Source organism: Streptomyces sp. NPDC107559, assembly GCF_055657365.1.
On sequence record NZ_JBVKBD010000004.1, the window covers coordinates 185083 to 198776 of the forward strand.

Here is a 13694-nt window from a genome sequence, read left to right on the forward strand (position 1 = left end):
ATGCGCAGCCGGGCCGCCCGGCTGCTCGGCCGCCCGGCCGCCCGGCCGCCCGGGCACCGGCTCCGCGCCTCCCGGGCGGGCGGGGGGGCGCACGTGCGTGGGCGGGAGGCTCGCCGGACGGTCCGTTCCCTGGAAGGGTGACGTCCATGAGACTCTTCGCCGCCGTGCTGCCCCCGCAGGACGTCACCCGCGAACTGGCCGCCGAGGTCGACACCCTGCGCAAGCTGCCCGGCGCGCAGGGGCTGCGCTGGACGGGCCGCCCCGGCTGGCACTTCACGCTCGCGTTCTACGGCGAGGTCGACGACGACCTCGTACCCGCGCTGTCGGCCCGGCTGGAGCGCGCCGCGCACCGAACGTCCCCCTTCCCGCTGGCGCTGCGCGGCGGCGGACAGTTCGGGCACGGACGGGCGCTGTGGACGGGCGCGGCCGGCGACCTGGAGACGCTGCGGCTGCTGGCCGACCGGAGCGAGGCCGCCGCGCGCAAGGCGGGCGTGCCCATGGGCGAGCACCGCCGTTACCAGGCCCATCTCACGGTGGCCCGCAGCCGCGACGGGATCGACACCCGCCCGTACGTCGAGGCCCTCGCCGGGTTCACCAGCGACACCTGGACGGTGACGGACCTGTGCCTGGTCCGCAGCAACCTGCCGAAGTCGGGTGTGCCCGGCGAGCAGCCCCGCTACGAGACGGTCGTCCGCTGGCCGCTGGGCTCCGCCCGGCGAACCGGGGACGCCGGGAGCGAGGAGAGCGCCGGGGACGCCGGGAGCGAGGAGAGCGCCGGGGACGCCGGGAGTGACGGGGGCCACGTGGCCTGAGCGGAGCCGGGCGGCTTCGGGGCGGTCCGCCGGACGGCTTTGCGCCGGGGCCGGTTACGCTCGGACGCGTGGACCCGAAAACCCGGAACCGGATCATGGCCGGTGTGCTTGTGCTGCTGTTCGTCGTCGTCGCCGTGGCGGCCGCGCTCGGCAGGTGAGCGCGCGGCCGTGCGGGGCCGCGGCCGCACGGGTCCGGGACCGGGTGAGCCCGTGCCCCTCCAGGTGCTGTGACCCGGGCCGGCCCGCCGTGACCGCCGGGCCGACGGTCCGGCCCACCGGGGCGCTCCCCGGTGACCGTCCGTCGGCTGTGCGTCGGCCGTCCGTCAGCGGTCCGAAGGCTGGCCGCCTACCAGGCGAAGGCCTCCGGGGACGGGCCCGGCCCCGGGAAGATCTCGTCGAGACCCGCCAGCAGCTCCTCGCCCAGCTCCAGCTCGACGGCACGCAGCGCCGAGGCGAGCTGCTCGGGGGTGCGCGGGCCGACGATCGGGCCGGTCACCCCCGGCCGGGTGAGCAGCCAGGCCAGCGCGGCCTCGCCGGGCTCCACGCCGTGCTTGTCGAGCAGATCCTCGTACGCCTGGATCTGCGCGCGTCCGGCCGGGTCGGCGAGGACCTCGGCCGTCCGGCCGGAGGCACGGCGTCCGCCCTCGGCCTCCTTCTTGAGCACACCGCCCAGCAGACCGCCCTGGAGCGGCGACCAGGGGATGACCCCGAGCCCGTACTCCCGCGCGGCCGGGACGATCTCCATCTCGGCGCGCCGCTCGGCGAGGTTGTAGAGGCACTGCTCGCTGACCAGGCCCATGGTGCCGCGGCGGGCGGCGGCCTCGTTGGCCTGGGCGATCTTGTAGCCGGGGAAGTTGGAGGAGCCGACGTAGAGGATCTTCCCCTGCTGCACCAGTACGTCGACGGCCTGCCAGATCTCCTCGAAGGGGGTCGAACGGTCGATGTGGTGGAACTGGTAGACGTCGATGTGGTCGGTCCGCAGCCGCTTCAGGCTGGCGTCGACCGCCCGCCGGATGTTGAGCGCGGAGAGCTTGTCGTGGTTGGGCCAGGCGTCGCCCTCGGCGGCCATGTTGCCGTAGACCTTGGTGGCGAGGACGACCTTGTCGCGCCGCTCGCCGTTCCGGGCGAACCAGTTCCCGATGATCGATTCCGTACGGCCCTTGTTCTCGCGCCAGCCGTACACGTTCGCAGTGTCGAAGAAGTTGATACCGGCGTCGAGCGCCGCATCCATGATCGTGTGACTGTCGGCCTCGTCCGTCAGGGGGCCGAAGTTCATGGTGCCGAGGACGAGTCGGCTGACCTTGAGTCCGGTGCGTCCGAGCTGCGTGTACTCCATGGTCTCCAAGCCAACGTCCTGGAGTGCACTCCAAGCAAGGGGGATCAGTCGCGCGGGAAGTCGTCGGTCCTGAGGGTGAGCGCGAGGGGAGTCGTGGTCATGTCGACGTCGGTTCCGTAGCCGACGCGCAGCTTGTACGCGTAGTCGCCCTCCTTGGGCTCGGTGTACACATGACACGCACCCTGGTACGGGTCGGCGATCAGGTACACGGGCACCCCGGCGAGTGCGTACGCGGTCCTCTTCGGCCCGTAGTCGTTCTGGGCGGTCCCCTTGGAGACGACCTCGGCGACGAACTCGACGTCCTCGTACCGCCAGCGGCCCTCGTCGTCCTTCGCGGCGCCCTCACGCAGCTTGGCCACATCGGGGCAGAAGCCGTTCTGGGGGCCGGGGAAGTCGATACGGACGTCCGAGAACACCCGCGCGCGCCTTCCGAATCGGTCTTCGAGCGCCCAGAGGATCTCGCGAATGGTCTCCCAGTGGACGTCCCGCTGTGGCGTCATGAAGACGCAGCCCCCCACGATCTCGGCCTTGTAACCCTCGGGGACGGGCATCCGGGCGAGCCGCTCGAACCACTGGTCCAGGCGCTCGGCGTTGTCGTCGGCCATCTCGATCTCGATCCTGTCTTCCAGGACGGTCATGGTGGCGCTCCTCCCCGGCCGCCCTCCGCACGAGTGCGACCGCGCGGTTCAACGATACGCACAGTGACCGGGTCACGGCAGGAGGCGTGGGCCGGACCGGGGCTTCAGCCCCGGTCGTACTCCCCGCCCAGTCCCCACCCCTGGTGCATCGCCTCCGCGAAGGCCTCCGCGATCTTGTGTTCGCCGCTCGCGTTGGGGTGCGTGCCGTCGTAGGTGTCGTGGTCGATGTCGTACCCGGGCGGCGGCGAGGCCAGCAGCAGGGGCGAGCGGGGTCCGTCGAGGTCGGCGACCGCCTTGGCCAGGAGTTCGTTGAAGGCGGCGACCTCCACCGCGAACTCGGGGTCCTCCAGCGCGCGGGAGTTGGGGATCACCGGCAGGACGACCATCCGCACCCGGGGGTTCGCCGACCGCGCCTCGGCCACGAAGAGCCGCACGTTGTCCGCCGTCTGCCGGGCGTTGGTGTAGAAGCCCAGGTCGATCAGGCCGAGGGCGACCAGCAGGACGTCCACCCGGTGCGCGCGGACCGCGTCGCCGACCAGCGGGGCCATGTGCAGCCAGCCCTCGCCCCAGCCGGCCAGGTGCGCGCGCGGGAAGTCCGGTTCGGCGTACTCGTACGACGTGGGCGCGTCCGTCGCCTTGTCGTGGAGCGTCTCACGCGGGCCGACGACGGCGAACGGGCCGCCGTACGTCGTGCGCAGGTGCTGCCACATCCGGTAACGCCAAGTGTGTTCGCCGGCGCTTCCGATCGTCTGGGAGTCGCCGACGGGCATGAACCTGAGCATCCGCTCATGATGGACGATCGGCGGGCCGTCGGCGGACCGGGCCGGGTGTGAGGCCTGCCACGCGGACGACGGGCCTCGGCTGACGCGGCACCAGGTCCGGGATGGCAGTCTTGGGGCATGCGTCGACCGTTCGCCCTCCTCGCCGGTGTCCTGCTCACGGGTGTGCTGGCCGCGCCCGCCCTTGCCGCCGGCGGCGACGAGGGGTTCACCATCAAGGACCCGCGCATCACCGAGTCCAGCGGCCTGGCCGCCTCCCGTCTGCACCCCGGGATCTACTGGACCCACAACGACAGCGACGACGGGCCCTACCTCTACGCCGTGGACAGCGCCACCGGAAAGACGGTCGCCACCCTCACGCTGAGCGGCATCGGTTCACCGCGTGACGTGGAGGCCGTCTCCATCGGCCCCGGCAACCAGATCTACGTCGGCGACATCGGCGACAACCTCGACGGGACCTGGCCGTACGTCTGGATCTACCGGCTGCCCGAGCCCAAGGTCCTCAAGGACCAGACGGTCAAGGCCACGCAGTACGTGGTGAAGTACTCCGACGGCGCGCGCAACGCCGAGTCGCTGGTCGTCCACCCGAAGACCGGCCGGGTGTACATCATCGACAAGAAGGAGGACGGCGGGCACCTGTACGAGGGCCCGGCCGAGCTGTCGCCCTCCGGCGCCAACATCTTCAAGCCCGTCGCCACGGTCGACCTCTGGGCGACGGACGCCGCCTTCTCGCCCGACGGCAGCCGGCTCGCCGTGCGCGGCTACTTCGGAGGCATCTACTACGACTGGAACGGCGGGAAGATCGAGCGGCTGGGCCGCCTGAACGTGCCGTTGCAGGGCCAGGGGGAGTCCGTCACCTACTCCGCCGACGGGACCAAGCTCATGTACGGCAGCGAGGGCGCCGGCAGTTCCGTGCAGGCGGAGGACGCGCCCGGCGGGGGGTCGGGCGGCAACGGGTCCGGCTCCGACAAGCCGTCCGGCGGCGGCAGTCCGGGGGATTCCGCGACGGGCGGCGGCTCCGGCGGCAGCGGTGTCACCTACGGCGCGCTCGCCGTCGCCGCCGTCTGCGCCGGGCTGTTCGGCGTCCGGCGGCTGCTGCGCCGGAACTGAGGTGGCGTCACGCGTCTTGACGGGCGCGTGAGTTCTTACTTCCATGGGAGATGCGGTGTCGTGGGAGCGCTCCCACGTGTTCCGGAGCCGCTCCCCCACGAGAGGAAGCAGCGACATGTTCCGCAGTCTGCGCAGAGCGCTGTGTGCCGCCGCCGCGGCGCTCCTGTTACCGCTGGCCGGCGTCCAGGCCGCCCACGCGGCCGCCGCCCCGGCCGCCGGGGCGGGTTACTGGCACACCAGCGGCCGTCAGATCCTGGACGCGTCCGGACAGCCGGTGCGGATCGCCGGCATCAACTGGTTCGGCTTCGAGACCGCCAACTACGTCGTGCACGGCCTCTGGTCGCGCGACTACAAGAGCATGATCGACCAGATGAAGTCGCTGGGCTACAACACCATCCGCCTCCCCTACAGCGACGACATCTTCAAGAGCACGACCGTCCCGAACAGCATCGATTTCTCCGGCGGCAAGAACGCCGACCTGGCGGGCCTGAACTCGCTGGGCGTCATGGACCGGATCGTGTCGTACGCCGGCCAGGACGGTCTCAAGGTCATCCTGGACCGGCACCGGCCGGACTCGGGCGGGCAGTCGGCGCTCTGGTACACCTCGGCCGTCCCGGAGTCGGCCTGGATCGCCGACCTGAAGGCGCTGGCGTCCCGTTACGCGGGCCAGGACACCGTCATCGGCATCGACCTGCACAACGAGCCGCACGACCCGGCCTGCTGGGGCTGCGGGGACCAGGCCACGGACTGGCGGCTGGCGGCGCAGCGCGCGGGCGACGCCGTGCTGTCCGTCAATCCCGCCCTGCTGGTCTTCGTGGAGGGCGTGCAGTCGTTCAACGGGGTCTCCGGCTGGTGGGGCGGCAATCTGATGGGCGTCGGGCAGTACCCCGTGCAACTCGCCGTGCCCAACCGGGTGGTGTACTCCGCCCACGACTACGCGACCAGCGTCGCCCAGCAGAGCTGGTTCAGCGACCCGGCGTTCCCCGCCAACATGCCGGGTATCTGGGACAAGTACTGGGGCTACATCTTCAAGCAGAACATCGCGCCCGTGTGGGTCGGCGAGTTCGGTACGACGCTCCAGTCGACGGTGGACCAGAAGTGGCTGGCGGCGCTGGTGAGTTATCTGCGGCCGACCGCCACCTACGGCGCCGACGGCTTCCACTGGACGTTCTGGTCGTGGAACCCCAACTCCGGTGACACCGGCGGCATCCTGAAGGACGACTGGGCGACCGTGGACACGGTGAAGGACGGGTATCTCGCGAGCATCAAGGCGCCCGGCTTCCCGGCGGGCGGCGGCGGTGGTGGCGGGGGTGGCGGTGGCGGCACCACGGCCGCGTGCAGCGCCGCCTACAGCGTCAGCAGTGACTGGGGCAGCGGCTTCAACGCCGACGTCAAGGTCACCAACACCGGGACGACCGCGCTCACCTCGTGGAAGGTGACGTGGACCTGGAGCGGCTCGCAGCAGGTCACGAACATGTGGAACGCCTCGTACACGCAGAGCGGGGGCACGGTGACCGCCGTCAACGCGGCCCACAACGGCGCTGTCGCGGTGGGCGGTTCGGCGAGCTTCGGGTTCGGGGGCGCGCCGGGCGGCGGCGCGGTGCCGAGCCTGAGCTGTACGGCGGTGTGAGAGCGGTGTGAGACAAGGGCGTCCGGTGTCCGCCGGGCGCCCTTCATTCCCACCTAAAGGAAAACGAATGTTCGTCTTGACGGGCTTCGATCGGTGCCGCAGGATGGGGAACCGCAAAACGGAATGATCGTTCGCGGAAAGGGAGGAGGCGGCATGGGCACCGTGCAAACCGGTGGGTCGGCGACGGCTCCGTGCCAGGTTCCAGGGGATGCCGGGGCACCGGTCGTGCCTGCGCCGGCCGCGCCTGCGCCGGCCGCGCCTGCGGCGGCCGAGTCGGCGGCGGCCGAGCCGGCGCGGTCCGGCACCGTGGCGTTCGTGCTTCAGGGCGGCGGCAGTCTGTGCGCATCGCAGGTCGGCGCGTTGCGGGCGCTCACGCAGGCGGGGATCAGGCCCGATCTCGTGGTGGGATCCTCGGCCGGCGCGCTCAACGGCGTCGCCTTCGCCGCCGACCCGAGCGTCGAGGGCATCGACCGGCTGGAAGCGCTCTGGCTGAGCCTCAAGCGTCGGCACGTCGCGCCGATATCGCCCCGGACCCTGGTCAGGGCCCTGCTGGGCCGGGGGGAGGCGGCGGTCTCCAGCGCGGCGCTGCGGCAGGTGCTGCGGTCCGGCATCGGCGTCGGCCGGATCGAGGAGACCGTCGTGCCGGCGCACGCCGTGGCGACCGACTTCGAGACCGGCGCGGCGGTCGTTCTGTCCCACGGCGATGTCGTCTCGGCGCTGCTCGCCTCGGCGGCCTTCCCGGGCCTGTACCCGCCGGTGCGGGTCGGGGGGTGCCGCCTCATCGACGGCGGCGTGTCGGCGGACATGCCCGTGCTCCAGGCGGAAGCACTCGGCGCGAGCACCATCTACGTACTGCCCGCCGCGGTGACGGAAGAGGTCGGCCGCCGGCCGCCCGCGGCCCTGGACGTCGCCTTCCGGGCGGTGTGCCAGATCCTGGACGAACGTGAGCGGCGGGACTTCGCGGCGGTCCGCGGATCGGTGCTCCGGCTGCCCGCGGCCCTCACCCCCGTGGGAAGCCTCATCGACTTCCGCGACACCCCGCGGCTGGTCCAGGCCGGCCACCGGCTCACCGAGGACTGGCTCGCCCGGCAGACCACGGCCACGGTGTGAGGACGTCTGATGGCCACCCTCACCGCCGTCGCGCGCCATCGGTCTCCGCGCCCCTCGTCCGCCCGCACCCGGCCCGTCGCGGTGGCATCGGGCGCGCCGGTCGGATTCCGTCGTCCTCCGGCCGTACCGCCCCGACTGCTTCCCCCAGGTGACTCGTCATGATCTTTTCTGTCCCGCCCCCGCCCCCGGACGAGGTGGGCCCCCCGGACATCGGGGCCGCATCACCGGACACAGGACACGGCAACGGGAGTCGCGGAGGCAGCAACTGGCTGGACAGCCGGCGTCGCGGCCAGGGCTCCTCGCGTCTGCCGCTGCACCTTGCGGAGGCCTTCCTCGTCAGCGATGACACCGAAGAACCGGCGGGGGGTCTGCTGCGCTTTCGGATGTCCGACGGCGACGCAGCCGGCCGCCCGCGGCGCTCCTGGTGGCGCCAGGCGGACCTGGGGCGTCAACTCGCGGGATCCGGAGGGCAACTGCGGTTGGTCCGCAACCACCTCCAGGACCGGACCGGTACCCGCCGGACCCTCACCGCCATGCTCACGCTGAACGGCATCACCGGAGCCGTCACCCTGACCCGGCTGAACATCGTCGGCCCGTTCCCGTCGATCGCGGGGAGGGAACCGGGCCATGTCGCGGCCGTCCGCGTCGACGTGCGGTTCCCCGCGGGCCTGTGGGACCTGGCCGTCCCGGAGCACACGCGGTGCCAGGTGCACCTGGAGGGTCTGGTCCGTCTGATTCCCGACTGGCCGACACCGCGATGAGCGGCCCGCGCCAGGCCGGGCCGGACGGTGGCCGCGATCCGGACGCGGCGGCGGGTGCCCGGACGGAGCGGGCCGGCGAGGGCGACGAGTTCACGTCCTCGCCGCGCTTCCGCCGGCGTACGGTGCTGACCGCCGGCGCCATGGTGGCGGTGATGGGCGCCGAATGGATGCTGGTCGAGCCCCACGCGCGCAGGGCGGCAGGGGAGTTGGCCCGGCTTCGGCCCGCGTGGCTCCTGCTGGCCCTTGCCGCCGAGATGGCCTCCATGATGGCGTTCGCCCGCCTGCAACGACTCGCGCTCGGCAGCGGCGGGCTGCGCGTCAGGCTGGGCTCCGCCGTCGCCACGGTGTTCGCCGGGAACGCGGTCGGCGCGACCCTGCCCGGCGGCAGCCTGGTCTCGATCACCTACCGGACGCGCCGTATGCGTTCCTGGGGCGCCAGCGCGCCTCAGATCGGCTTCACGCATGCGGCCACCGGTGTGCTGGGCACGATCGCGCTCGTCGCGCTCGCCGGCGTCGGCCAGACGCTCGCGGGGGACGGCTCGCAGCTCGCCCGGGGCGCCGTCCAGATCGCGGCGACCTGCGCCCTCACCGGCGCCGCCCTTGCGCTCGTCCACCACGCCACCGTGCTGCGTCGGCCCCTGAGCGCGTGGTTCCGGCTGTGGCGCAGACTGCGGCCCGGGGCCGTGGGGGACGTGGGTGCCGTGGGGCAGACGTCGGCCGACCGGCTGCTCGACGAGTTGGCCGCCATCCACCCGCCGGCCCGATTCTGGGTGCGCGGACTCGTCTTCGCCCTGCTCAACTGGACCGCCGATTTCTTCTGCCTGCTCACCGTGTGCCATGCGGTGGGGGTCTCGCCCGCCTGGAGCACGGTGCTGCTCGCCTACGTCGCGGGGGTATCGGCCGCGTCGGCCATGCCGCTGCTGCCCGCCGGGTTCGGCACCCTCGACGCGGCCCTGGTCCTCACCCTGCACCACGGCGGGGTGCCCATGAGCGGCGCCACGGCCGTCGATCTCCTCTACCGGATGATCACCCCCGGGCTGGTCGGTGTCACGGGATGGGTCCTGCTGCTCCGGCAGCGGCGACGGGGCGACGCGACTCCCGGCAGGGAGCGTCGAAAAAGAAAAACGAATGTTCGTGTTGACGTTTTTTCGCAGCCATAGCAGACTGGATGCGCAAGAGAACGATCATTCGTCTTTGGGAGCGTGACCGTGAAGAACCCGTTGGTGGGACTCCTGTCATGGGGGCGTCGGGCCGCTGTGGTGACCGTGGCGTTGCCACTGGTGATCTCGCTGGCCGTGATGGCGTACGCATGGCCCGCGTCGCGCATCGCGCCGCGTGATCTGCCGGTGGGGATCGTGGGCACGAGCGCGGCCAGTCAGAGCGCGATCGAAGGCCTCGCGCACAGCGAGCCGGGGGGATTCGACTTCCACCTCTACCCGGACGAGGCGTCGGCGCGCTCCGCGATCGAGGACCGGGACGTCTACGGTGCCTTCGTCGTCACCCCGGCCAGTGTCACCGTGATGAAGGCCTCCGCCGCCAGTGTGCCCGTGGCCCAGCTGCTCGACACGGCAGGCCGGCAGCTCGCCGCTCATGCGACCCAGGCGGCGGCCGCGCGTGCGGCCGCGAGTGCCGTGCCGTCGGCCACCGGGACCGCCGCGCCGTCGGTCACCGGGACCGCCGCGCCGTCGGCGCACGGCGGGCCCGCCAAGTCCCAGGGCGGGAAGCGGGTCTCCGGGAGTGCCGCGCCGTCGGCGCACGGCGGGGCTGGCGGGTCGAAAACCGGGAAGCACGCCCCCGTGACGCCGGTCAAGGTCGGGGTGAAGTCGGTGGACGTCGTCCCGACCTCCGCGGACGATCCCCGGGGGGTGGTGTTCAGCTCGGCGGTTCTCCCGCTCACCATCTGCAGCATTCTGATCGCGGCGCTCATCACGATGTCCGGTGTCCGGATGCCGGGCCGGCGTCGGCTGGTCGACCTGGTCGTCGCGTGCGCGGCGGCCGGCTTCAGCGCCTATCTGGTCGCCCAGGGCGTTCTCGGTGCGCTGCCGCACCAGCACGTGGCCACCTGGGCGGCCCTGTCCCTGACCATGCTCGCCATCAGCGCGACCACCGCCGGTCTGATCACGCTCATCGGCCCCGCGGGGCTCGGGGCCGGTGCCGCGCTCATGGTCTTCGTGGGCAACCCGTTCTCCGGCAGCACGTCCGCACCGGAACTGCTGCCCAAGGCGGTGGACGACATCGGTCAGTGGCTGCCTCCGGGCGCCGGCGCGAATCTGCTGCGCGGCACGGCCTACTTCGACGGCAACGGCTCCGGAGGCCACATCGCCGTTCTCGTCCTGTGGAGTGTGCTCGGCCTGGCGGCCGTCGCCTTCGGGCGCCGCCGGACGCCTGCCGCGGCGGACGCCCCGTACGCGCAAGCCCCCACCGGAGCCGACAGCGCGAGTGGCGAAGGTCCGGCCGCGAGCGAAGCCGCGGTGCCCGTCCAGCGGTCGACCCCCGACGCGCACGCCCAGTCGCCCTCCCCGGCGCGGGAGGGGAACCACCCGCACCTGCACGCCCGGCACGCGGCCGGCCACTGAGGCGGTCGGCGTGATCACCGGGGACGTGCGGGCGGCCGGGGCGGCCGAGCAGGAGCGGCGCCTGCTTCGGCCGAGGCCGCGGGGGTGTGCCGCGGCACGACAGGCCCTAGTCCGCGACGAACGTGACGGTCTCGTCGAGCGGTGCCCGGCCCGTACGGGGGTCGCCCGCCGTGAGGTCCTCGAACCCGATCGACATGCCGCAGAAGAGGATGAGGTCGTCCGGGGGCGACAGGACCTCCGCGACGGTCCTGCGGTACACGGACCACGCCATCTGCGGGCAGCTGTGCAGCCCTTCGGCGCGCAGCAGCAGCATGACGGTCTGCAGATACATGCCGAGGTCGGACCACTGGGGCCGGCCCATGTCGCGGTCGATGTAGCAGAACAGGGCGACGGGCGCGCCGAAGCAGTCCCAGTTCGCGGCGGCGGCCCGCTGGCGCGCCTCCCAGTCCTCGCGCTCGATACCGAGTGCGCTGTAGCGCTCCCGGCCGAAGGCGGACCGGCGTTCGTGGTACGGGGACTTCAGCGCGGGCGGGTACATCTCGTACTCCCGCTCGTCCCACGGGTCGGCCGCGGCCACGCGCTCGCCGGCGCGTCTCTTGAGCTCGGCCAGTGGCCGCCCGGTCAGCACGTACACATGCCACGGCTGGAGGTTCGAACCGGACGGCGCCCATGTCGCGGCGGACAGTACGCGCTCCAGCACCTCCTGAGGGACGGGCCGGTCGGTGAATTTGCGCACCGCCCGCCGGCTCGTGACCGCCTCGTAGACGTCCAAGATCGCCAGCCTCCCTACCCAAGGGGTTTTCGGCCTGATTGATATTGATCGTCCGGAAAGTATGGCGGAGTATCGCCGTCCTGCGGGCCGGCCGGCCCGCGCACCGGCGCGTGCGGCGTCATGGGCGCCTGTCGCCGCCGAGTGTTAAATTGACACGAAGATTCGTTTTTTAATGTATGGGTGGGTAGATGCCGAAGGTCACGCAGGAGTACATGGAGGCCCGCCGGAAGCAGATTCTGGACGCAGCTCGCCGCTGCTTCCTGCGGGACGGATTCCACTCGACGTCCATGCAGGACCTGTTCGCGGAGGCCGACCTCTCGGCGGGGGCGGTGTACCGGCATTTCGCCAGCAAGGACGAGATGATCACGGCGATCGCCCAGGAGAACATGCGCGAGGTCCTGGCCATGGTCCACAGCGTCGCCGAGCACCGGCCCAGCAGCTCCGTCGGGGCCGTGATGGCCGACGTCCTCGAACTCGTGAGGACCAGGACCCTCGAACAGGACATCGCCGGGCTCGCTGTGCTGGCCTGGTCCGAGTCCCTGCGGAACCCCTCACTGGCCGCCCAGTTCAACGACCTGCTGGCCCAGATGCGCTTCGACTTCGCCGAGGTCGTCCGCGAGCACCAGAAGAGCGGCAACCTCCCGCGCGAGGTGTCCGCCGAGGCGATCGCCGCCGCTTTCGTCTGCATCCTGCCCGGCTACATCCTCCAGTTGGCCATGGGCGACTTCCGCGGCGTGGAGGGAGTTCCCGACGCCCTGCGGGCGCTCTGGCCCGACTCGGCCGCGTCCTGACACCGGTCGGGCGCCGGGGCAGGGGCGTGAGGTGAGACGCGGCGAGGGGCGCCCGGTGGACACCGGGCGCCCCTCGGAGCTCTGCGAGCGGGAAGCGGGAAGCGGTCAGAGCTTCTCGATCACGTAGTCGATGCACTTCGTCAGCGCCTCGACGTCCGCCGGGTCGATCGCCGGGAACATCGCGACGCGCAGCTGGTTGCGGCCGAGCTTGCGGTAGGGCTCGGTGTCGACGATGCCGTTGGCGCGCAGCACCTTGGCGATCGCGGCGGCGTCGATCTCGTCCGAGAAGTCGATCGTGCCGATGACCTGGGAGCGCTTGGCCGGGTCCGAGACGAACGGGCTCGCGTGCTTGGAGTCCTCGGCCCAGGAGTACAGGCGGGTGGAGGAGTCCTTCGTGCGGGCCGTGGACCAGGCCAGGCCGCCCTGGCCGTTGATCCACTCCAGCTGCTGGTTGAGCAGGAAGAGGGTGGCGAGGGCCGGGGTGTTGTAGGTCTGGTTCTTGCGGGAGTTGTCGATCGCCGTGGGCAGCGAGAAGAACTCGGGGACGTGGCGGCCGGACGCGTGCACGCGCTCGGCGCGCTCGATCGCGGCCGGGGAGAAGACGCCGATCCACAGGCCGCCGTCGGAGGCGAACGACTTCTGCGGGGCGAAGTAGTAGACGTCCGTCTCGGCGATGTCGACCGGCAGGCCGCCGGCGCCGGAGGTGGCGTCCACCAGGACGAGGGAGCCCTCGTCGGCGCCCGGCACGCGCTTGAGGGGCGCTGCCACACCGGTGGAGGTCTCGTTGTGGGTGAAGGCGTAGACGTCTACGCCTGCCTCGGCCGCGGCCTCGGGGTGGGTGCCCGGCTCGGAGGAGATCACGGTCGGCTCGGCCAGCCAGGGCGCCAGCTTGGCGGCCTTGGCGAACTTGGAGCTGAACTCGCCGAAGGTGAGGTGCTGCGACTTGTTCTCGATCAGGCCGTGGGTCGCGACGTCCCAGAAGGCGGTGGAGCCGCCGTTGCCGAGGACGACCTCGTAGCCGTCCGGGAGCTGGAACAGCTCGGAGACGCCCGCGCGGACCTGGCCGACCAGGTTCTTGACCGGGGCCTGGCGGTGGGAGGTGCCGAGCAGGGACGTACCGGTGGCGGCCAGGGCGTCCAGCGCCTCCACCCGCACCTTGGAGGGACCCGCGCCGAAACGACCGTCCGCGGGCTTCATGTCAGCAGGAATCTGGATCTCAGCCACGAGCCGGAGGGTATCGCCTCGGCGAAACGGGACGGAACCGTGTCCGTTCGATGAGACGATCGCGCCGCCCCGCGGACCTGTGCGTACCTACAGCACGGGCGCCGGATCGTCATCCGCCGGACCTCCGGGGGCCGTCCGGCCGCCATCCGGACGCC

12 protein-coding genes and 1 pseudogene are annotated in these 13694 nt (G+C 71.9%); 8 read left to right on the top strand and 5 right to left on the bottom strand.

The window, feature by feature from the left end:
• Positions 1–146 precede the first annotated feature (146 nt).
• Positions 147–713: pseudogene (thpR, locus tag ACZ7OY_RS15410) on the top strand (RNA 2',3'-cyclic phosphodiesterase); the annotation flags it as partial.
• Between the two features lie 445 nt (positions 714–1158).
• Here thpR and ACZ7OY_RS15415 read toward each other — a convergent pair.
• The 3 genes from ACZ7OY_RS15415 to ACZ7OY_RS15425 all read right to left on the bottom strand — a co-directional run bounded on the left by ACZ7OY_RS15415 (position 1159) and on the right by ACZ7OY_RS15425 (position 3568).
• Positions 1159–2148 (bottom strand): aldo/keto reductase, encoded by a 990-nt coding sequence (locus tag ACZ7OY_RS15415; protein ID WP_471912092.1) that lies wholly within the window; start codon positions 2146–2148, stop codon positions 1159–1161.
• 44 nt (positions 2149–2192) lie between these two features.
• On the bottom strand, positions 2193–2786 hold the full coding sequence (locus ACZ7OY_RS15420; RefSeq protein ID WP_471911836.1) for a Uma2 family endonuclease: 594 nt from the start codon (positions 2784–2786) through the stop codon (positions 2193–2195).
• A 104-nt stretch (positions 2787–2890) separates the two neighbouring features.
• Positions 2891–3568 carry an SGNH/GDSL hydrolase family protein gene (locus tag ACZ7OY_RS15425; protein WP_471911837.1) on the bottom strand — a complete coding sequence of 226 codons (678 nt, stop codon included), beginning with the start codon at positions 3566–3568 and terminating at the stop codon, positions 2891–2893.
• A 117-nt stretch (positions 3569–3685) separates the two neighbouring features.
• Between ACZ7OY_RS15425 and ACZ7OY_RS15430 the strand changes: the two genes are divergently transcribed.
• The 6 genes from ACZ7OY_RS15430 to ACZ7OY_RS15455 all read left to right on the top strand — a co-directional run bounded on the left by ACZ7OY_RS15430 (position 3686) and on the right by ACZ7OY_RS15455 (position 10752).
• The gene (locus tag ACZ7OY_RS15430; RefSeq protein WP_471911838.1) at positions 3686–4675 is read left to right on the top strand and encodes a WD40 repeat domain-containing protein; all 990 of its coding nucleotides are present in this window, start codon (positions 3686–3688) and stop codon (positions 4673–4675) included.
• Between the two features lie 115 nt (positions 4676–4790).
• On the top strand, positions 4791–6305 hold the full coding sequence (locus ACZ7OY_RS15435) for a cellulase family glycosylhydrolase (RefSeq protein ID WP_471911839.1): 1515 nt from the start codon (positions 4791–4793) through the stop codon (positions 6303–6305).
• Positions 6306–6530: 225 nt separating this feature from the next.
• Positions 6531–7415 carry a patatin-like phospholipase family protein gene (locus ACZ7OY_RS15440; RefSeq protein WP_471911840.1) on the top strand — a complete coding sequence of 295 codons (885 nt, stop codon included), beginning with the start codon at positions 6531–6533 and terminating at the stop codon, positions 7413–7415.
• Between the two features lie 158 nt (positions 7416–7573).
• Positions 7574–8176, top strand: coding sequence for a hypothetical protein (locus ACZ7OY_RS15445; protein ID WP_471911841.1), 603 nt, complete (start codon positions 7574–7576; stop codon positions 8174–8176).
• The gene (locus ACZ7OY_RS15450; protein ID WP_471911842.1) at positions 8173–9336 is read left to right on the top strand and encodes a lysylphosphatidylglycerol synthase transmembrane domain-containing protein; all 1164 of its coding nucleotides are present in this window, start codon (positions 8173–8175) and stop codon (positions 9334–9336) included. Before ACZ7OY_RS15445 ends, ACZ7OY_RS15450 begins: the two co-directional genes overlap by 4 nt.
• A 105-nt stretch (positions 9337–9441) precedes the next feature.
• Complete coding sequence (locus tag ACZ7OY_RS15455; protein ID WP_471911843.1) at positions 9442–10752, top strand: hypothetical protein; 1311 nt, start codon at positions 9442–9444, stop codon at positions 10750–10752.
• 106 nt (positions 10753–10858) lie between these two features.
• On the opposite strand, the gene ACZ7OY_RS15460 is transcribed toward ACZ7OY_RS15455, so the two are convergent.
• Positions 10859–11524, bottom strand: a complete 666-nt coding sequence (locus ACZ7OY_RS15460) for a nitroreductase (RefSeq protein WP_471911844.1) — start codon at positions 11522–11524, stop codon at positions 10859–10861.
• Between the two features lie 188 nt (positions 11525–11712).
• On the opposite strand from ACZ7OY_RS15460, the gene ACZ7OY_RS15465 reads away from it, so the two are divergent.
• Complete coding sequence (locus ACZ7OY_RS15465; RefSeq protein ID WP_471911845.1) at positions 11713–12315, top strand: TetR/AcrR family transcriptional regulator; 603 nt, start codon at positions 11713–11715, stop codon at positions 12313–12315.
• Between the two features lie 105 nt (positions 12316–12420).
• Here the strand turns inward: ACZ7OY_RS15465 and serC are convergent, their stop codons facing one another.
• Positions 12421–13539: a phosphoserine transaminase gene (gene serC, locus ACZ7OY_RS15470; RefSeq protein WP_471911846.1), complete on the bottom strand. Its 1119-nt coding sequence runs from the start codon at positions 13537–13539 to the stop codon at positions 12421–12423.
• Positions 13540–13694: the final 155 nt, after the last annotated feature.